Raw genomic sequence first — 19547 nt, forward strand, 5'->3', positions numbered from 1 at the left:
GAATTAACTGTTTCAGTCACTCTTCAAGACTTTAATCTTTCTGGCCTTTCGGCCTTGTCGATAATGTCCTGCGAGTGCCCACACAGATTGTCTGATTAACTTGTTAAAGAGCAGGGCAACCGAACGTTCGTTCCGGGTTGCGAGGCTGCGTATCTTACGCTTTCCTCTCAGCGTGTCAAGCCTTTATTTTCTCAGCTTTTCACGCTTGTCATCCCGACTGGTTTGTGTGTTTGTCGTGACAACGGATGCGCATTATAGGGAGCATTCGAATTTACGCAAGCGTTTTTTATAATTCCCTTTCCAATCGAATAAAATTTAATCAAAAGAGTTATTTTTGCCTATTTTTTATCACATTTGGTAATTCTGCAAGGCTATTAATGACCAAATCGGCAGCCTGTTCTGCTTCTTGTGTTACAGGTTTCCCTGTACGTACGAGCACCTTAATTCCGACATTAGCGGCATTTGCTGCTTGCATATCTTCTATTTTGTCTCCCACCATATAAGAAGCCGCCATATTAATATGCAGTGCTTTTTGTGCATCAAGTAACATACCTGATTGGGGTTTGCGGCAATCACAGTTCTTTTTATAGTGTTCATCACTTGCTTCTGGATGATGTGGACAATAGTAGATACCATCAAGATCAATGCCCCGGTCCGCAAGTGACCAATCCATCCATTCTGTTAATTGTAAGAACTGATCCTCTGTGAACATTTCCCGGGCAATTCCCGATTGATTTGTTACTAATACCAATGCATAGCCCATTTTTTTCAATTCCAGCATGGCTTCAATCGTGCCATCAATAAATTGAAAATTATCTATTTCATGGACATACCCATGATCAATGTTGATCGTGCCGTCACGATCTAAAAATACGGCGGGAATACCTTGAGTCACCTGATTGCTCCAAGAATGTACTGAACAGACAGTATCGCATGATTTGTTAGTGAATGAGAATGCAGCATTTAATTTATTCCCAGTTGACTTAGACGTCTAGACGCCTTAACATCCACTTTAATTCATGACTTGTTGCAAATGCTTTCAAGTTACTCACTTTTATATCTCTAAGAAAAACATAAAAATGATAAGACTGACTCAGATAAATAAAGTATTTCAACAAGGAACGCGCAGTATAAAAGCACTTTCTGATATCAATCTGCATGTCCCGCAAGGGCAAATTTATGGTGTGATTGGTTCCTCTGGAGCTGGAAAGAGCACTTTGATTCGCTGTGTGAATATGCTTGAACGCCCTACTTCCGGTCAGGTACTCGTTGATGGGCAGGATTTAACTTCTCTTTCAGAACGTGAACTGACTCGTGCTCGTCGTCATATTGGAATGATTTTTCAACATTTTAATCTGCTGTCATCCAGAACAGTATTTAACAATGTGGCACTACCTTTAGAATTGAACAACACTCCAAAAGCAGAAATAAAAACGAAAGTTGATGAATTACTGGAATTAGTTGGTCTTTCTGAGAAACGTGATGCTTATCCTGCCAACTTATCTGGTGGTCAGAAGCAGCGTGTCGCCATCGCCCGTGCTCTGGCAAACTCACCAAAAGTACTTTTGTGTGATGAGGCTACCAGTGCGCTGGATCCAGCAACAACGCGCTCTATTCTGGAGTTATTGAAAGATATTAATCGTCGTTTAGGGTTAACTATTTTGTTGATTACCCATGAAATGGACGTCGTTAAACGCATTTGCGACCAAGTTGCCGTCATTAGCGGTGGTCAGTTGATTGAACAGGATGTGGTTAGCGAAATATTTTCTCATCCTAAGACGCCTGTTGCTCAAGAGTTTATCAAGTCCACACTACATTTGGACATTCCTGAGGACTATCAGCAAAGATTACAGTCTGAATCAACTCCGGATAGCTGCCCATTATTGAAACTGGAATTTACAGGTAAATCCGTTGATGCTCCGCTAATCTCCATGGCGGTACGCCGTTTTAATATCGATATCAGTATATTGAGTTCTCAAATGGATTATGCCGGTGGTGTTAAATTTGGCGTTATGCTGGCTGAATTGGACGGCGAAAATAGCAGTATTGAATCAACAATTACGTTCTTAAAAGAGCATCATGTGAAAGTAGAGGTTCTCGGTTATGTCTGAAGGAATGATTTTATTATTGGCTAAAGGAGTCTGGGAAACTCTGGTGATGACTTTTGTTTCCGGTTTTTTTGGTTTTGTGATTGGCTTACCTGCCGGTGTGCTTTTATATGTTACTCGTCCTGGGCAGATCATAGAAAATGGTACTTTGTACCGCACGCTTTCTGCACTGGTAAATATAACGCGGTCAGTTCCATTTATTATTTTGTTAGTGTGGATGATCCCTTTTACTCGGCTGATTGTGGGAACTTCAATCGGGTTACAGGCAGCGATTGTTCCTTTAACTGTTGGTGCAGCACCGTTTATTGCTCGCATGGTAGAAAATGCATTATTAGAAATTCCATCCGGGTTAATCGAAGCAGCACGAGCAATGGGCGCAACGCCATTCCAGATTGTCAAAAAGATTCTGCTACCAGAAGCATTACCTGGTTTGATCAATGCAGCCACAATTACCTTAATTACATTGGTTGGGTACTCTGCTATGGGTGGCGCTGTTGGTGCTGGAGGATTGGGCCAGATTGGTTATCAATATGGTTATATTGGCTACAATGCAACCGTGATGAACATCGTATTAGCATTATTAGTTGTCTTAGTATTCTTAATCCAATTAGGTGGCGACCATTTAGTTAAGGCCGTAAATCGTAAATAACTCAACAAGTGTGCCGATTAACGGCACTTATACCCGATAGTTTTCAGATGGCAGTAAACAAAACTGCAACTTAAAATCTAAAAGGTATATTACCGGGCTTACATCCAAAAGCCTCATTATAGTAGTACGCAATAACTTGATAAGACAGGTTATAAATCAGTATTCGATAGGGGTAAAAATATGTCAGTGAAATTGAAATCCATTGCTGTAATCGGGACATTATTGGGAACACTCGCACTTGCAGGCTGTGGTCAAGAACAGAGGGACCCAAACCACATTAAAGTGGGTGTCATTGCAGGGCCTGAATTACAAGTTGCTGAAGTTGCGAAACAAGTAGCAAAAGAGAAATATGGCCTTGATGTTGAACTGACAACATTCAATGACTATGTTCTACCGAATGAATCACTGAGCAAGGGGGACATTGACGTCAATGTTTTCCAGCACAAGCCTTACTTAGACCAGCAAACAAAAGAGCGTAACTATAAACTGGCAATTGTTGGTAATTCTTTTATCTATCCAATGGCTGCTTACTCTAAGAAGATCAAATCACTGGACGAACTACAGGCTGGTTCTCAGATTGCTATACCAAACGATCCAACCAACCAGGGGCGTGCTCTGCTGTTATTGCAAAAACAAGGTCTAATCAAATTGAAAGAGGGTGTCGGCTTGCTGCCAACAGTTCTGGATATTACCAGCAATCCTAAGCAGTTGGATATTGTTCAACTGGAAGCACCACAATTACCACGTTCACTGGATGATCAAAAAATTGCTTTAGCGCTTATCAATAATACCTATGCAGGACAAATTGGTTTAACGCCAGAGCAAGATGGGATCTTTGTTGAAGATAAAAATTCACCTTACGTCAATATCATCGTCAGTCGTGAAGACAATAAAGATGCAGAAAATGTTCAAAAGTTTGTGAAAGCCTATCAATCACCCGAAGTCGATCAGGAAGCTCAAAAAGTTTTCAAGGGTGGCGCAATAAAAGGTTGGTAATCTTTCATATTTAGGCAATCAAGATTAAAATTCTGGGGCGGATATTTTTATCCGCCCATTTTTATTTATTGGAGAAAGGAGAGCTTGTTATCATCGTTTCACCAATACTCAATCATCCCACACACTGATTCAATCAGAATAAGGATTCATCTCAATGCGTATGTTACCTGTCTGTTTCTTGGTGCTTTTTATGGTTGGGTGTACTTCTCTGCCAACCCGGTTTGATAAAACTGATAGGCCGGATTCAGAGACGGAAAACTATTCAATCAGAAAAAACCAGAGTTCAACTAATGTTCGGTTATACACAAAACCAGATGAACTATTAGGCTCACCATTTAAAGATCTCGGTATCGTTGCGGGGGAATCCTGCCGAAATACACGACAAGATCCTCCAGCAAGTATTGCTGTTGCACGACAGAAGATGCTGACAAAAGCCTCTGGCCTGAATGCCAATGCCGTTCTACTGCATCAATGTGCAATCCTGTCTGGTCAGGGGTGCTATCAAATTGCTATCTGTGAAGGCTCAGCGCTGAGAACCACGAATTAGACATTATCACGTTATTTATTAATAAAAATATCCGGTACTGAAAAAGGCTTATGGCAGATTTTCATTTTACTCAAATAGGAACAATTCACTCTCCTTACAAAGAGAAGTTTGCCATTCCCCGTCAGCCGGGTTTGGTGGAAGATGGCACAGGCCAACTCGAATTGCTCGCCCCTTATAATCAGGCAGATGCTGTGCGTGGTTTGGAACAATTCAGCTATCTCTGGATTGTTTTCATTTTTCACCAAACGATGAACGACGGCTGGAACCCATTGGTTCGTCCCCCCCGCTTAGGTGGCAATGCTAAAATGGGCGTATTTGCTACCCGTTCAACCTTTCGCCCCAATCCGATCGGTATGTCTTTAGTTGAGTTGAAAGGCATTGACTCTCAAAACAATCGCGTACTACTGCAACTGGGTAGCCTGGATTTAGTGGATGGAACTCCCGTACTCGATATCAAACCCTATCTACCCTTTGCTGAATCACGTCCTGAAGCCAAAGCAGGATTTGCTCAGGATACACCAAATGCAGATATGGATGTTTGTTTTTCGCCAACCGCAGAACATCAACTTTTATGCCACCAGGCAAGTTATCCCCATTTACGACGTTTTATCAGCCAAGTTTTGGCTCAAGATCCGCGTCCTGCCTACCGTAAGAAAGAGCAGGAAAAGCGAGTATATGCAGCTCATATACTGGATTTCAACGTACGCTGGCTGGTTAGCGACACCATAACGGAAGTGGTTTCTATCGAACCGCGCTAAAACTCCTTTTGACATCGTAAACTCACTGGTAGACTAGCGGCTTATTTTATTTTCTGGGCTGGGTGGCCCTATCTTATTTCGCCATCCAGAAGCAACTTGCTATCCAATGGAAACTTACTATGCGTACTAGCCAATATCTGCTCTCTACTTTAAAAGAGACGCCTGCTGATGCAGAAGTAGTCAGTCATAAGCTGATGCTTCGTGCCGGAATGATCCGTAAACTCGCTTCTGGTCTTTACAACTGGATGCCGACCGGTGTCCGCGTGTTGAGAAAAGTTGAAAACATTGTTCGTGAAGAGATGAATAATGCTGGAGCAGTTGAGGTTTCCATGCCGGTAGTTCAGCCAGCAGATTTGTGGCAGGAAAGTGGCCGTTGGGTACAATATGGCCCGGAATTACTGCGCTTGGAAGATCGCGGTGCCCGTCCTTTTGTTCTGGGGCCAACCCATGAAGAAGTCATTACTGATCTGATCCGGAACGAAGTAACTTCCTATAAGCAACTTCCATTGAATCTGTTCCAGATCCAAACCAAATTCCGTGATGAAGTTCGTCCGCGCTTTGGCGTAATGCGTTCACGGGAATTCATCATGAAAGATGCTTACTCTTTCCACACCAGTCAAGAGTCTCTGCAAGAAACTTATGACAAAATGTACGACGCCTACAGCAAGATCTTTACCCGCATCGGGCTGGATTTCCGCGCAGTTCAGGCAGACACGGGTTCTATCGGCGGTAATGCTTCCCATGAGTTTCAGGTTTTGGCAGCCAGTGGGGAAGATGATATCGTTTTCTCTACAGAATCTAACTATGCAGCGAATATCGAACTGGCCGAAGCGGTCGTGCCTTCTCAGGAACGTTCAGCGCCAACAGAAGATATGCGTCTGGTGGATACACCAAATGCAAAAACCATTGCTGAGTTAGTAGAACAATTCAATCTGCCGATTGAGAAGACGGTCAAAACACTACTCGTCCATGCCACAGAAGAAAGCGGACACAAACTGGTGGCATTACTGGTTCGTGGTGATCATGAATTAAATGAGATCAAGGCAGAAAAACTGCCATTGGTGGCCAGCCCACTAAAGTTCGCTACCGAAGAAGAAATTCGTGCTATCGTCAAAGCTGGCCCTGGCTCTTTAGGCCCGGTGAATCTGCCTATACCTGTTATCATTGACCGCAGTGTATCCGTTATGAGCGACTTCGGTGCAGGTGCCAACATTGATGATAAACACTATTTTGGCATTAACTGGGAGCGTGACCTGCCTGTGCCAGAAATCGCAGATATTCGTAATGTGGTTGACGGTGATATCAGCCCCGATGGTCAAGGGACATTACAAATCAAACGTGGTATTGAAGTTGGTCATATCTTCCAACTCGGCACAAAATACTCGGATGCCCTGAAAGCAACCGTACAGAACGAAGATGGTCATAACCAAGTTGTTACAATGGGATGTTACGGTATTGGCGTGACCCGTATTGTCGCGGCTGCCATTGAGCAGAATCACGATGATCGCGGTATTATTTGGCCAGATGCAATTGCACCATTCCAGGTAGCAATTTTGCCAATGAATATGCACAAATCCTATCGCGTCAAAGAGGTTGCCGAAAAACTGTATGCTGACTTACGTGCCAGCGGTATTGATGTGATTTTCGATGACCGTAAAGAGCGGCCAGGTGTGATGTTTGCAGATATGGAACTGATTGGTGTGCCACATACTCTGGTTATCGGTGATCGCAATCTCGATAATGACGAAATCGAATATAAATACCGCCGCAATGGTGACAAACAGATGCTGAAACTGGAAAACGTGGTTGAATACCTGAAAAGTAACATTAAATCATCTTAATTCTGATTAAGTATCCAGCCTGCCTTCAGGCAGAGTCAGTAATAAAAAACCTGCGTACTCAATGCGCAGGTTTTTTATATGTGACAAAAGAGATCACTTCTTACTTTTTAGTCTGGCAAGAAGAGGATTTATCAAAACGGATTTTACCTGTCTGAATTAATGCATTATCAAATAATCCATCTTCCATTGAAGGACGAAGTGTATAATACCCTTCCACTTCCACATAAACAGGCTTTTCACCTTCCACGCCCGTTGCGCTGTAACCTCGTTCCAGCTCGATATTTTCCGATGCATCATAGAATTTTCCGCTGTGGCATTCGATAAAAGTAGCACTGTCAGCAAAATAGCGATATTCACCTGACAGTTTCTTCGGAGTCACCTTTGCCAGCTTATAATTTAATTCTGACTGGATAGGTTCGCCTTTAATATCCAGCATAACCAGATCCTCTCCTGTCATCTGGTAATAGGCTTTTTCACCCTCATCACCGGTTAAATTTATCTTTTTACCATTGGCGACCCAATGTCCTGTCTCAAAAAAGGGTTTTTCTTGTCCGGATTCCAAATAAGTTTGTCCCAGAATATATGTGCCGTCATTTGAAAGCTGTAAGGTAGTCTCAATACCGGCACAATCGGCGCAAGGTATCACACCATTAAACACCTTCTCATTGATTCGAAACTGATTCTGAGGTGTCGAATCATTCTGATGAGTAGGATTATTCTGACACCCAACCACTGTAAGCACTCCTGATGCTACAAGAGCAAGTAATATGTTTTTATTCATCGCCATTTCCATTCAATACACCTAGCAGATACACCATCTTTATAACATCAGTCTTGTATAAGATATGAAGTTTTCTTGATCAGATTGACATTACTTTACTGTATCTCAAAATTCACAGTGAAAAGCCAAGTAATAATGGCGTAATTTTGTTGCGTAATGGTAGAGTAAAGATTTAACCTACTGACTTTTTCAAAGTAACTCAACAAACTTATCCAGTCATCAAGGAAAAGTTACTATGCTATAGTCGAAGGTAGCATTTTTGCATTTGAGTTTGGTCAATCACGGGCGGCACGATAACCGCCACTAATATGGTGGTGAGCAAATATGTCTATAGATACTGAATATCAACCAATTAACTGTGATGATTATGATAGCCTTGAGCTAGCTTGCCAAAACCAGCTTCACTTACATATCCAGCTACGGGATGGTGAAAGATTTGAGGGAAAAGCTAATAAATTGATTTTGAGAAAAAAAGTCGAATATATTCTCGTAGAATCAAATGAAGAAACCCGTGAATTAAGATTAGATCACATTATCAGTTTCAGTAACCCAGATATTGGAACAATTGTTATTGAACATTCTTCATTATAAGTAGCACGTAGAACACGTTTACTACACAACAAAGGCTAACTACATAACAAAAAGTCCTCATACTAAGTGAGGACTTTTATCGTTGGAAAAGTAAATTTCCCATGTAAATCAGACATAAAAAAACATTTTTCATGATACTCGCAAATGTCAACATAACCTAATTATAAAACGAATCATTCAATAGCATCCCAGGCACCTTTTCCGCGACTTCCAGATACAACTGTTGATGCTCCATCGCCAATGAAAAAGCCTAATAATGAATTATTCTTATCAAAAAATAATATGCCTGCAGTTGCAACAAATGTGTTGGTCCAATAATTAGTTGTATATCTCAAAAGCTTTTCATAATCACTGGCGTAACATGTCCCCCAATATTTCCCCCACCCAGGTGTACCTAACGCATCTCCCTTTCCGTTGAATGTCCTATCAGTGCTACTTAAATAGACAGTAATGTATGTTTTAAGTATAAGGCTAGAAATACTAAAAGTTGCGTCATAAAAATCACTTGATTTAATCAGAACAAATGCATGACATATTTCATCAATCTTATTTTGATCCAGTTTATCTTTCATTGCTGTAGAAAATGACTGTAAAATTTGAAGCTTAATTTCACTCTTATTATTTTCAATACTCATAACAATAACCTTAATCAAAATAAAGAACCAAATAAATAATAGAATTATTTTTATGACAAAATCATATATAAAATATCCCCCCAAAAAAAACCGGGACATCATCTTATTACCCGATGTTCTTTATTATTCACTCATTTGAGAGCAAACGAGGTTAAATTTATAGTAAGATTTATTTTTATAATAAATAATTCCACAAGATCAAACTTATTTGAATTTATAATTGGTTATACCTCTCAAAAATTATCCTACACTTTAAAATTTAGCACATGTTCTTATAATTTCAATAATAAATTATTTCTATTTTACATTTTTTCACTTATCGCGTTAATAACTAAAAATTAATTCATTAAACAACAAGAGATTACATTATTCCTAATGTAATCTCCTAAAACCGCAATTCAGGCTTCTACCGATGAGTAACTAAATATGAAGTAAGATAGTACGAGGTAAAATTTTCTGCCACTGAACTGAAAAAAACATCTCTTCAGCTAAAGGTTGCCCCTCTTTCGTCACAAAAACCCCCAATGCTGCAATGAGCTTATCATCATAGTAGAGCAATGGCGTTCTTTCCCTGAGCCAAGGTGCCACACCAAGCTCCTGCCATAACTTTTTACTATGGCGGGAATGCTGCCGCCCCACGATACTGATATTTCCCTGAACCCCAAAGCGGATTGTAACCCGCTCATTATACTTAGGTGCTCTGATGTTAACCGTATCTTCTTTACCCTCCCCACTTTCGGAAAGGAAAAGTGTGCCTAGGCCATCTGGTAATGGCAATTCCTGTTCTGTATTCCATTCTATAACCATACCAGCAAGTGATTGGTATTGAGAAACTAGCCATAACTGTTGTCGATAACGGCGGATATCAAACTGCCCTAACCTGAAACAAGGTTCTGCATCCTGTCGGGAAAGTGCGACTTCTGACCAGATCCGTTGAAGCTGTTCACGAGCGGGCATTTTCACGCCATGCCGACTGAGCCACCGACGTAGTAATGCGTTACGTTTAGCTACAGAATATGTTTCCAAAGGGGGAATGACTATCGCTCCTTCTGGAGTTATCAGCGAATTCAATAAATCATCAAGCAATTCATCCAGCAATTGTTCTTGCTCGCCGCACAAACTGGCACTACGGGAAACCGCTTGTGAAAAGTGCGGCCAACGCTGGTTGAGCAGTGGCATGATATTCAAACGCAAGAAATTGCGATCATACCGATCATCCTGATTACTATCATCTTCAACCCATTTCAGCCCTTGTTCTTGCGCATAGTTTTCTAATTCTGCACGACTGACATTCAGTAATGGGCGCATGAGTATTGTCTCAGCAAATGACATAGAGGATGGCATGGAAGATAAGCCAGCCGGTCCACTTCCCCGTTTTAACGCCAACAAAAATGTTTCAGCCTGATCATCAAGGTGCTGTGCCGTTACCAGAATCTCACCCTGTTGCAACTTATGCCGAAAAACCTGATAGCGGGCATCACGAGCCGCAGCTTCGACACCTTTCTTCCGGCTATCCAGGCTCACTCTTTCGGCGTGGAAATCAACCTGCCAGTCAGCACAAATCTGGCGACAATGAGCAACCCACTCATCCGCTTTTTCGTTTAAGCCATGATGGATGTGGATTGCCCTTAATGTGATAAAATTCTGTTTATCACCGCCCGCTTGTGAAGATTGCTGGCGCAGACGAACCAGCAAATGCAGCAACACAGTAGAATCCAGTCCACCACTAAACCCAACCAAGATTTTTTTATGTGTCCCTATCTGATCCGTCAATGCAATCATCAGAGGCTCATGTGTACTATTCATTGTGGATAACGCTCTTTTTTAATTCGGAATATCAATCCTCAATCAAATCATCCGACAATGTATTTTTCGTCGAAGTTTCATTCTTTGCACTGATACAAAGGACCCCAGATATGATAACAAGCCCTAATCCGACCACATAAGCCGGAACGAATTCATCACCAAAAAACAAAATCAACCACATCATCGACAATATTGGTGATAAAAATAGGATCGAGGCAATTTTCGGTGAGTCAGGGCTACTCATGGCCTTAAACCAGATAATATAGGAGATCCCATTCAATATGATGCCATTTAGCAGTGTTGGCATCAGGGGATCTCCCACAGGCCACTGGAATTTGCTAAACGCGAATAAAAATATGAGAGATACCACAGTTGAGTTAGCGAAAACCCAAAACGTACTGATATAAGGATCAATAGCAAAGTGTTTTGATAAAACAGACAGTAACGCAAAACAGAACGCTCCGCTAAACACCAGTAATAGAGCCTGTGGATACTGCACAGAAATTTGGGTGATATTGCCTTGAGTAAAAGTGATGACAACTGCAATAAAACCAATTGTCATACCTATCATCTGCTTGATAGACAATTTCTCTTTGAACAAGAGAAATGACAGTCCGATTATCATCAATGGCCAGCTATATTGAATGACCAAAACAGCAACACCATTTTCGATGGAATAACCATAGTAGAGCAGTAAATAAAAGAAACAGTCCAAAGCCCCTAATATAAAGACCTTAATCATTACAGGAAAAGGAATAAATAAGAGTTGTTTCCAGTTTCTCCCCATCATGACCGCAACCAGAAAGACAGCCAAAACAGACAGTACATTTGACCAGAATAAAAATTGGAAATGATCCATCTCTTTCTGACCAAAACGCGATATAGACGGAATGAAACTCCAAATGAATACACAGGAAAACGCATAAATAATATATTTATATTTGGCCATCGAAAACCCAACTTATTATTTTTAATACCCTGTAAATGAGATAATTTATCTCAACATGTGATAAAAATGATAATATCATTCAATATAGTTTCTGCTGATTTTTTTACCATATTCAATAAAACAAGTGGAAATAATGAAGAATTACCATCCTCCAATACTTCCACCTGTAAAAGAATTACCTGCAAAAATGGTATGTAAAATTATACTTAATCAGGTTATTAACAATAGCCGTACTGCATTAAACGTTCATAACGACGGTTCACTAATTCTTCACTGCTAAGCTCACTCAATTCAGTAAGATCAGCCAGTAATTGTGCTTTCAGCGTATCTGCTATTACTTCGTAGTTACGATGTGCACCACCTAATGGCTCCGGGATCACTGAATCAATCAGTTTCAGCTCTTTCAGACGGGGAGCTGTATTTCCCATCGCTTCTGCTGCCAAAGGTGCTTTATCAGCACTTTTCCATAAAATGGAAGCACAACCTTCCGGCGAGATGGTGGAAAACGTACTGTATTGCAACATGTTCACTTTATCACCAACACTCAGTGCCAATGCACCACCGGAGCCACCTTCACCGATAACCGTACAGATAACAGGCACAGACAAACGGGACATTTCACGCAGGTTACGAGCGATAGCTTCTGACTGCCCACGCTCTTCTGCTCCCACACCCGGATACGCGCCCGGAGTATCAATCAAAGTGATGATTGGCAGTTTGAAACGCTCTGCCATTTCCATCAATCGCAGAGCCTTGCGATACCCTTCTGGAGATGGCATACCAAAGTTACGACGGATCTTTTCTTTTGTCTCACGACCCTTTTGATGCCCAATCACCATCACCGGACGACCATTAATACGCGCCAATCCACCAACTATCGCTTTGTCATCTGCATAAGCACGATCACCAGACAATTCTTCAAAATCAGTAAAAATGTGCTGAATATAATCCAGTGTATAGGGACGAAGGGGATGACGTGAAAGCTGGGAAACCTGCCATGCTCCCAGATCAGAGAAAATTTTGCGGGTCAGCTCTACGCTTTTTTCCCGCAGACGCTGGACTTCTTCATCCAGATTGATATCTAGCTTTTCGTCTTGACGGCTAACTGCGGTGAGCGAATCAATTTTCGCTTCCAGCTCGGCAATCGGCTGTTCAAAATCCAGAAAATTCAGAATCATAACGTTCCTATTTTAGTCAAATTCTAATTCTACCTGCTCGCTACCCAGCAGAGTTCGTAGATCTGTCAAAAGGGTATCCGTTGGAGTTACCCGCCATGTTGCCCCGAATCGTAAACGGGCACGGGCATCCACCCGCTGGTAATAAAGATGAACCGGTATCGTACCTGAACGGTGTGGCTCCAATGTTCCACGGAGACGGTTCAATAATTGTTCATCAATTTGCCTGTCTGACAACGAGATAGCAAGCCCACGTGCAAATTTTTCACGGGCCTCACTGATATCCATTAATTCCCGGACTGTCATTTTAAGCCCACCACTGAAGTCATCAAAGCTGACTTGTCCGGTTGCGATTAAAATTTTGTCCTTCTCCAGCAAGTGCTGATATCTTTCCAGGGCATCAGAGAACAGCATGACTTCCAGCCGCCCTGAGCGATCATCCAATGTGCAGATACCAATACGATTACCCCGTTTGGTCGTTACAATTTTGGATGCCAGCACCAAACCTACCACAGTTGTAACTTGCCCACGAGGTGTTGGATTCACATCTTTTAGACGTAATCCATTTGTATATCGTTCAATCTCTTTTAAATAACCGGTGATCGGATGACCGGTCAAATATAACCCCAGAGTCTCTCGCTCACCATCCAATACCACCTGATCCGGCCATTTTGGTGTACTGGCATATGAACTCTCAACCTGTTCAGGTTCTTCCGCCAGCACGCCAAACATATCCGTTTGCCCAGTGGCTTCGGCCTTGGCATGTTGATCCGCTGCTTTCAGAGCATCTTCCAGTGAGGACATTAAGGCTGCACGGTGTGGCCCTAGCCTATCGAATGCCCCTGACATAATCAGTTTTTCCATCACCCGGCGGTTCAGTTTTTTGATATCAACACGGGCACACAGTTCAAACAGTTCCTTAAAATGTCCACCTTTCTGACGAGATTCAATAATGGCTTCAATCGGTCCTTCACCAACACCTTTGATCGCGCCAATGCCATAAACAATTTCGCCTTCATCATTGACGTGAAAATGGTATAAACCGCTATTAATATCAGGAGGCAGAACTTTCAAACCCATACGCCAGCATTCATCCACCAGGCCAACGACTTTCTCGGTATTATCCATATCAGCTGTCATTACAGCAGCCATGAATTCTGCCGGATAATGGGCTTTTAGCCATAATGTCTGATAAGAAACCAACGCATAGGCAGCAGAGTGAGATTTGTTAAAGCCATAACCTGCGAATTTCTCCACTAAATCGAAGATTCTCATTGCAAGTTCGCCATTTATTCCCTGTTTTACCGCGCCATCTTCAAATACTGAACGCTGTTTAGCCATTTCCTCCGGTTTTTTCTTCCCCATCGCACGGCGTAGCATATCTGCACCACCGAGGGTATAACCTGCCAATACTTGAGCAATCTGCATCACCTGTTCCTGATACAAGATGATGCCATAGGTTGGTTCCAATACAGGCTTTAAGGACTCATGTTGCCATTCGACATCCGGATAAGAAATTTCTTCCCGCCCATGTTTACGGTCAATAAAGTTATCCACCATGCCTGATTGCAGTGGCCCAGGACGGAACAGCGCTACCAGAGCGATCATGTCTTCAAAACAGTCGGGGCGCAAACGCTTGATCAAATCTTTCATGCCACGGGATTCAAGCTGAAACACAGCCGTTGTTTCAGAACGTTGCAGCATGTCAAAACTTTTCTGGTCATCCAATGGAATTGCCGCAATATCAATCGGTTCCAGATTTTTCTTGGCGCGACGTGCATTTACCATCTCAAGTGCCCAGTTGATGATGGTTAATGTTCTCAGTCCGAGGAAATCAAACTTCACCAATCCGGCATATTCCACGTCATTTTTATCAAACTGGGTAACCGGGTTCTGACCTTCTGGATCGCAGTAAATAGGAGCAAAATCAGTGATTTTAGTCGGTGCAATAACTACCCCACCCGCATGTTTACCTGCGTTACGAGTTACCCCTTCCAATTTACGCGCCATGTCAATCAGCGCTTTGACTTCTTCATCCGCTTCGTAAATTTCAGGTAACTGAGGCTCTGCCACAAATGCCTTTTCCAGTGTCATTCCCGGATCAGGAGGAACCAGCTTTGATATTCGATCAACAAAACCATAGGGATGCCCAAGTACTCGCCCAACGTCACGAATTACTGCTTTTGCCGCCATCGTACCAAAAGTGATGATCTGTGACACAGCATCCCGTCCGTACATATCAGCAACGTGTTCAATAACCTGATCGCGTTTTTCCATACAGAAATCGACGTCAAAGTCAGGCATGGAAATACGCTCTGGGTTAAGGAAACGTTCGAACAGTAAGTCAAATTCAAGTGGATCGAGATCAGTAATTTTCAGAGCATAAGCGACAAGAGAACCCGCACCAGAACCACGCCCAGGGCCTACTGGTACACCGTTATCTTTCGACCACTGGATAAATTCCATTACGATCAGGAAATAGCCTGGAAAGCCCATCTGGTTGATCACTTTCAACTCAATATCCAGGCGCTCATCATATTCTATGCGCTTTTCTGCCCTGATTGCCGGATCAGGATAAAGGAATGCTAAACGCTGCTCTAAACCCTGTTTTGATTTTTCAATCAGATAGTCTTCCGTGCTCATCCCCCCTGTCGGGAACTTTGGCAAGAAATATTCACCAAGACGGATCGTAACATTACAGCGTTTCGCAATTTCTACGCTATTTGCTAATGCTTCAGGGATGTCAGAAAAAAGCTCACACATCTCCTGCTCACTGCGCAGATATTGCTGGGGACTGTAATTTTTCGGGCGCTTGGGATCAGAGAGTGTATAGCCGTCATGAATGGCAACTCGAATTTCATGAGCTTCAAAATCTTCACTTTCCAGAAAACAGACATCATTAGTTGCTACAATCGGCAGATTTTTTTCTGCCGCTAATTCAACAGCGGCATGCAGATAAGTCTCTTCATCCTGACGTCCGGTGCGGATGAGTTCCAGATAGTAGCAATCTGGAAAGTGTTCCTGATAAAAATCAAGGCATTGTTCAACTAACACATGATTGCCACGCAGCAAAAACTTGCCAACATCGCCCATACGTCCGCCAGACAACAATATTAGTCCCGCTTTATATTTTACCAGCCACTCTTGTTTGATGGTTGGGCCAATTGCGCCATAGCCTTTCTGATAGGCTTCGGAAATCAGTAAGGTCAGATTCTGATAACCTTCATTATTACGGGCCAGAATGGTCAGATGGGCATATTCATCACCCAATTGATCACTTTCCATGTAGAAATCAGCCCCAATAATGGGTTTAATACCTGCACTATGAGCACTGCCATAGAATTTCACCAGACCACACAGATTAGTAAAATCCGTGATTGCAAGTGCAGGCATACCCAGTTCAGCCACTTTTTTTATCAGTGGTCCTGTTTTGGCTAAGCCATCAATCATTGAATAATCGCTATGAACACGCAAGTGCACAAAACGTGGTTCGGTCATAATCTGCTCAGATAATTATTCCAGATTTTATCCAAAAGCCAGCGCACGTTTGACTGGCGCAAAACTTCTACGATGGTGTTCCGTCACTCCCAACAAAGACAGTTTTTCCAAATGCAGAGCGGTGGGATAACCTTTGTGTTTCGCAAAGCCGTACTCAGGGAACTGTTTATCCAGTTCAGTCATTTCCCTGTCTCGTGTTACTTTTGCCAAAATAGAAGCGGCACTGATTTCCGCTACCAGGCTATCCCCTTTGACTACCGGCTGTGCTGACATCGATAATACAGGGCAACGATTTCCATCAATCAAAACATAATCAGGCTGAATAGCCAGACCTGCAACAGCCCGCTGCATAGCAAGCATTGTGGCATGAAGGATATTAAGCTGGTCAATTTCTTCTGGCTCAGCGCGACCAAGGCTCCAACACAACGCTTTTTCTTTGATTTCCAAATAAAGCACTTCCCGACGTTTTTCTGTCAGTTTTTTCGAATCCATCAAGCCTGCAATGGGGTTAGCAGGATCAAGAATAACTGCCGCAGTCACCACCGCACCTACTAACGGGCCACGACCAACTTCATCAACACCGGCAATCAAATTCGCCTGAGGATAAACAAAATTCATTATCTTCTCGCTAACTCCAGTACCGCCTGTGCCGCCTGCTCATCAGCATCACAACGAATACTTTCATGCAAATGCAGGAAGGTCTGTTTCAACGCTTCCACCTCAATACCACCACACAAGAGCGGCAGCAATGCCTCTGACAGCGCTTTTGGCTCGCATTCATCCTGTAGTAACTCTTTGACTAACTCTTTACCTGCCAACAAATTAGGCAAGGAGACATAGGGTGTTTTCACCAAGCGTTTTGCCAACCAATATGTAAGAGGTTTCATTCTATAGCCCACGACCATTGGGCACTTAGCCAGCATACATTCCAATGCTGCTGTACCGGATGCCAGTAAAGCCGCATCGCTGGCAATCATTGCTTCACGAGCTTTACCATCTAATAAATGAATGGATAATTCCGGTGCAATTTCATCTTTTATACGCTGAAATTGCTCACGCCGGTTGGCATTTACCAATGGAACTAATACATGCAAATCAGGCAAATCCTTCCTTAGCAATTGTACAGTTCTGAGAAAATCGGCACTCAGCATTTCTACTTCGGCATGGCGACTACCCGGCAGAAGCGCCAGGCAATGAGCACCTAATGGAATATCTAACGTTTCCCTGGCGGCAATTTTATCGGTTTGCAGCGGCATTGCATCTGCCATTGTATGCCCAATAAATCGGCATGGAACATTAAATCGATCATAGAACGCTTTTTCAAACGGCAAAAATGCCAGTACCAGATCTGTCGCACGACCAATTTTGAACACCCGTCTCTGACGCCATGCCCATACCGATGGGCTGACGTAATGGATAGTTCTGATCCCTTGCTGTTTCAGTCGGCCTTCCAAGGTGATATTGAAATCAGGAGCATCAATGCCAATAAAAACATCTGGTTTCAGCTCAGTAAAACGCGTCGTTAAATCTTTACGAATTTCCAACAAACGGGACAAACGCCCTAAAACCTCAACGATCCCCATGACCGCCAGTTCTTCCATCTCATACCAGACTTCACAACCTTCGGCTTGCATAAGAGGGCCTGCGACACCCACAAAACGGGCATCAGGGATTTTAGCTTTCAATGCGCGGATCAGTGCCGCACCAAGGATATCACCAGATGTTTCTCCGGCGACTAAGCCAATTATCAGTGGACGTTGATTATTGGCAGAAGAAAAGGTAGTCAAAGGAGTGTCCTTCATCTACTTAACGAATGATGCCACGGCTGGATTTTGCTGAACTCGCCAGAAAATCACTGAATACTTTCACATGTGGGTTGTTTACAGCCTGAATTTCAATTTCTTTTCTGGCTTCTTCCAAGGTTTTTCCACTACGATAAAGTTCCTTATACGCATTACGGATAGCGTGCAGCGATTCTTTATCAAATCCACGACGTTTCAGGCCTTCAATATTCAAACCAAAAGGCGTGGCATGGTTACCCTGTGCAATAACATAAGGAGGCACGTCCTGAGCAACGCCGGAACACCCTCCCACCATAACATGGGAACCAATTTGACAAAATTGATGAACTGCCGTCATTCCACCGATGATCACGTAATCACCAAGAATAACATGCCCCCCCAATGTACCGTTATTAGCAATGATACAACGATCACCGACAATACAGTCATGAGCAATATGGGCATTAATCATCAGCAAATTATCACTGCCAACTTTGGTGACACCACCACCCTGGACAGTGCCACGGTGAATCGACACGCTTTCGCGGATACAGTTACGATCACCGATTTCAACACGAGTGGGTTCACCCTGATATTTGAGGTCCTGATTGGCTTCACCAATTGACGCAAATTGATAAATCTGGTTATCACGACCAATCTTAGTTATCCCGTTGATCACAATATGGGATTTCAGTTCAGTCCCTTCACCAATTTCTACTTGCGAACCGATATAACAAAATGGGCCAATGTGAACATTGGCACCAATAACAGCGCCTTCTTCAACAATGGAAGAAGGGTGGATAGTAGCAGTCAGATCAATCATGCATTAAGCCTCACGGCGGCGGGCACACATCATTTCAGCTTCGCAAGCCACTTCTCCATCGACTTTTGCTACACCTCTGAAACGCGCAACACCACGGCGTTCTTTAATAAATTCTACTTCCAAAATCATCTGGTCACCCGGCAAAACTGGTCGTTTAAAACGTGCGCCATCAATAGCTGCAAAGTAATACAATTCTCCTGGCTTCAGTGTACCAACACTTTTGAATGCCAGAATTCCAGTTGCCTGGGCCATTGCTTCAAGGATCAATACACCAGGAAAAATTGGCTTACCCGGGAAATGCCCCTGAAAAAATGGCTCATTAAACGTTACATTTTTAACTGCTCGTAAAAACTTGCCTTCTTCAAAATCCAGGACACGATCTACCAGCAAAAAAGGGTAGCGGTGAGGTAGTAAATCCAAAATTTCTTCAATTTGCAGAGTATGATTATCACTCATCTAAATACTCTTCCTGTCTATATTCCAATCGTAGTATCAAAAAATGTGTTATTAAATAATATCGTCAAAACATACAGCATTAACGACACGGCCTGCATCAACTCCCGGAGGAGTTATCAGACAGGCCGCAAAAATAAAAGCATAACCAAAACG

General features: G+C 42.7%; 18 protein-coding genes. 7 read left to right on the top strand and 11 right to left on the bottom strand.

What is annotated here, in order from left to right:
• Positions 1-328 precede the first annotated feature (328 nt).
• On the bottom strand, positions 329-895 hold the full coding sequence (gene gmhB / locus Xind_RS02200) for a D-glycero-beta-D-manno-heptose 1,7-bisphosphate 7-phosphatase (protein WP_047679480.1): 567 nt from the start codon (positions 893-895) through the stop codon (positions 329-331).
• A 184-nt stretch (positions 896-1079) separates the two neighbouring features.
• On the opposite strand from gmhB, the gene metN reads away from it, so the two are divergent.
• The 6 genes from metN to proS all read left to right on the top strand — a co-directional run bounded on the left by metN (position 1080) and on the right by proS (position 6899).
• The gene (gene metN, locus Xind_RS02205; RefSeq protein ID WP_047679478.1) at positions 1080-2111 is read left to right on the top strand and encodes a methionine ABC transporter ATP-binding protein MetN; all 1032 of its coding nucleotides are present in this window, start codon (positions 1080-1082) and stop codon (positions 2109-2111) included.
• Positions 2104-2757: a methionine ABC transporter permease MetI gene (locus tag Xind_RS02210; protein WP_047679476.1), complete on the top strand. Its 654-nt coding sequence runs from the start codon at positions 2104-2106 to the stop codon at positions 2755-2757. The genes metN and Xind_RS02210 overlap by 8 nt, the downstream gene beginning before the upstream one ends.
• Before the next feature lie 180 nt (positions 2758-2937).
• Positions 2938-3753, top strand: coding sequence for a MetQ/NlpA family lipoprotein (locus Xind_RS02215; protein ID WP_187649378.1), 816 nt, complete (start codon positions 2938-2940; stop codon positions 3751-3753).
• A 154-nt stretch (positions 3754-3907) separates the two neighbouring features.
• The gene (rcsF, locus tag Xind_RS02220; protein ID WP_047679472.1) at positions 3908-4300 is read left to right on the top strand and encodes an Rcs stress response system protein RcsF; all 393 of its coding nucleotides are present in this window, start codon (positions 3908-3910) and stop codon (positions 4298-4300) included.
• Between the two features lie 50 nt (positions 4301-4350).
• Positions 4351-5058, top strand: coding sequence for a tRNA (N6-threonylcarbamoyladenosine(37)-N6)-methyltransferase TrmO (gene tsaA / locus Xind_RS02225; RefSeq protein WP_187649379.1), 708 nt, complete (start codon positions 4351-4353; stop codon positions 5056-5058).
• Between the two features lie 119 nt (positions 5059-5177).
• A complete protein-coding gene (gene proS / locus Xind_RS02230; RefSeq protein ID WP_187649380.1) occupies positions 5178-6899 on the top strand; it encodes a proline--tRNA ligase in 1722 nt (573 codons plus the stop codon).
• 100 nt (positions 6900-6999) lie between these two features.
• On the opposite strand, the gene nlpE is transcribed toward proS, so the two are convergent.
• The gene (gene nlpE, locus Xind_RS02235; protein WP_047679522.1) at positions 7000-7680 is read right to left on the bottom strand and encodes an envelope stress response activation lipoprotein NlpE; all 681 of its coding nucleotides are present in this window, start codon (positions 7678-7680) and stop codon (positions 7000-7002) included.
• 324 nt (positions 7681-8004) lie between these two features.
• On the opposite strand from nlpE, the gene rof reads away from it, so the two are divergent.
• Entirely contained in the window at positions 8005-8271 is a 267-nt protein-coding gene (gene rof / locus Xind_RS02240) for a Rho-binding antiterminator (protein WP_047679466.1), read from the top strand.
• A 173-nt stretch (positions 8272-8444) separates the two neighbouring features.
• Here the strand turns inward: rof and Xind_RS02245 are convergent, their stop codons facing one another.
• The 9 genes from Xind_RS02245 to fabZ form a co-directional block, all read right to left on the bottom strand.
• Entirely contained in the window at positions 8445-8906 is a 462-nt protein-coding gene (locus tag Xind_RS02245) for a VapA/VapB family virulence-associated protein (RefSeq protein ID WP_187649381.1), read from the bottom strand.
• Between the two features lie 420 nt (positions 8907-9326).
• Positions 9327-10712: a tRNA lysidine(34) synthetase TilS gene (gene tilS / locus Xind_RS02250; protein ID WP_187649382.1), complete on the bottom strand. Its 1386-nt coding sequence runs from the start codon at positions 10710-10712 to the stop codon at positions 9327-9329.
• Between the two features lie 31 nt (positions 10713-10743).
• Positions 10744-11661: a DMT family transporter gene (locus Xind_RS02255; RefSeq protein WP_187649383.1), complete on the bottom strand. Its 918-nt coding sequence runs from the start codon at positions 11659-11661 to the stop codon at positions 10744-10746.
• 218 nt (positions 11662-11879) lie between these two features.
• Positions 11880-12839: an acetyl-CoA carboxylase carboxyl transferase subunit alpha gene (gene accA / locus Xind_RS02260; protein WP_047679458.1), complete on the bottom strand. Its 960-nt coding sequence runs from the start codon at positions 12837-12839 to the stop codon at positions 11880-11882.
• A gap of 12 nt (positions 12840-12851) precedes the next feature.
• Positions 12852-16334: a DNA polymerase III subunit alpha gene (gene dnaE, locus Xind_RS02265; RefSeq protein WP_047679456.1), complete on the bottom strand. Its 3483-nt coding sequence runs from the start codon at positions 16332-16334 to the stop codon at positions 12852-12854.
• Between the two features lie 27 nt (positions 16335-16361).
• Positions 16362-16952, bottom strand: coding sequence for a ribonuclease HII (rnhB, locus tag Xind_RS02270; RefSeq protein WP_187649384.1), 591 nt, complete (start codon positions 16950-16952; stop codon positions 16362-16364).
• On the bottom strand, positions 16952-18136 hold the full coding sequence (gene lpxB / locus Xind_RS02275; RefSeq protein ID WP_187649385.1) for a lipid-A-disaccharide synthase: 1185 nt from the start codon (positions 18134-18136) through the stop codon (positions 16952-16954). Before lpxB ends, rnhB begins: the two co-directional genes overlap by 1 nt.
• Positions 18137-18140: 4 nt before the next feature.
• On the bottom strand, positions 18141-18938 hold the full coding sequence (gene lpxA / locus Xind_RS02280) for an acyl-ACP--UDP-N-acetylglucosamine O-acyltransferase (RefSeq protein ID WP_047679452.1): 798 nt from the start codon (positions 18936-18938) through the stop codon (positions 18141-18143).
• Positions 18939-18941: 3 nt separating this feature from the next.
• Complete coding sequence (fabZ, locus tag Xind_RS02285; protein ID WP_187649386.1) at positions 18942-19394, bottom strand: 3-hydroxyacyl-ACP dehydratase FabZ; 453 nt, start codon at positions 19392-19394, stop codon at positions 18942-18944.
• Positions 19395-19547: the final 153 nt, after the last annotated feature.

It is taken from the genome of Xenorhabdus indica (assembly GCF_014467235.1).
Taxonomy (GTDB): domain Bacteria; phylum Pseudomonadota; class Gammaproteobacteria; order Enterobacterales; family Enterobacteriaceae; genus Xenorhabdus; species Xenorhabdus indica.

What these genes read in the sequence shown, in the direction of transcription:
- rnhB (WP_187649384.1), bottom strand. Translation starts at nt 16,952, where the DNA reads ATGAATTTTGTTTATCCTCAGGCGAATTTGATTGCCGGTGTTGATGAA.
- Xind_RS02255 (WP_187649383.1), bottom strand. Translation starts at nt 11,661, where the DNA reads ATGGCCAAATATAAATATATTATTTATGCGTTTTCCTGTGTATTCATT.
- nlpE (WP_047679522.1), bottom strand. Translation starts at nt 7,680, where the DNA reads ATGAATAAAAACATATTACTTGCTCTTGTAGCATCAGGAGTGCTTACA.
- Xind_RS02245 (WP_187649381.1), bottom strand. Translation starts at nt 8,906, where the DNA reads ATGAGTATTGAAAATAATAAGAGTGAAATTAAGCTTCAAATTTTACAG.
- tsaA (WP_187649379.1), top strand. Translation starts at nt 4,351, where the DNA reads ATGGCAGATTTTCATTTTACTCAAATAGGAACAATTCACTCTCCTTAC.
- accA (WP_047679458.1), bottom strand. Translation starts at nt 12,839, where the DNA reads ATGATTCTGAATTTTCTGGATTTTGAACAGCCGATTGCCGAGCTGGAA.
- fabZ (WP_187649386.1), bottom strand. Translation starts at nt 19,394, where the DNA reads ATGAGTGATAATCATACTCTGCAAATTGAAGAAATTTTGGATTTACTA.
- tilS (WP_187649382.1), bottom strand. Translation starts at nt 10,712, where the DNA reads ATGAATAGTACACATGAGCCTCTGATGATTGCATTGACGGATCAGATA.
- Xind_RS02215 (WP_187649378.1), top strand. Translation starts at nt 2,938, where the DNA reads ATGTCAGTGAAATTGAAATCCATTGCTGTAATCGGGACATTATTGGGA.
- rof (WP_047679466.1), top strand. Translation starts at nt 8,005, where the DNA reads ATGTCTATAGATACTGAATATCAACCAATTAACTGTGATGATTATGAT.
- metN (WP_047679478.1), top strand. Translation starts at nt 1,080, where the DNA reads ATGATAAGACTGACTCAGATAAATAAAGTATTTCAACAAGGAACGCGC.
- Xind_RS02210 (WP_047679476.1), top strand. Translation starts at nt 2,104, where the DNA reads ATGTCTGAAGGAATGATTTTATTATTGGCTAAAGGAGTCTGGGAAACT.
- proS (WP_187649380.1), top strand. Translation starts at nt 5,178, where the DNA reads ATGCGTACTAGCCAATATCTGCTCTCTACTTTAAAAGAGACGCCTGCT.
- lpxB (WP_187649385.1), bottom strand. Translation starts at nt 18,136, where the DNA reads ATGAAGGACACTCCTTTGACTACCTTTTCTTCTGCCAATAATCAACGT.
- lpxA (WP_047679452.1), bottom strand. Translation starts at nt 18,938, where the DNA reads ATGATTGATCTGACTGCTACTATCCACCCTTCTTCCATTGTTGAAGAA.
- dnaE (WP_047679456.1), bottom strand. Translation starts at nt 16,334, where the DNA reads ATGACCGAACCACGTTTTGTGCACTTGCGTGTTCATAGCGATTATTCA.
- rcsF (WP_047679472.1), top strand. Translation starts at nt 3,908, where the DNA reads ATGCGTATGTTACCTGTCTGTTTCTTGGTGCTTTTTATGGTTGGGTGT.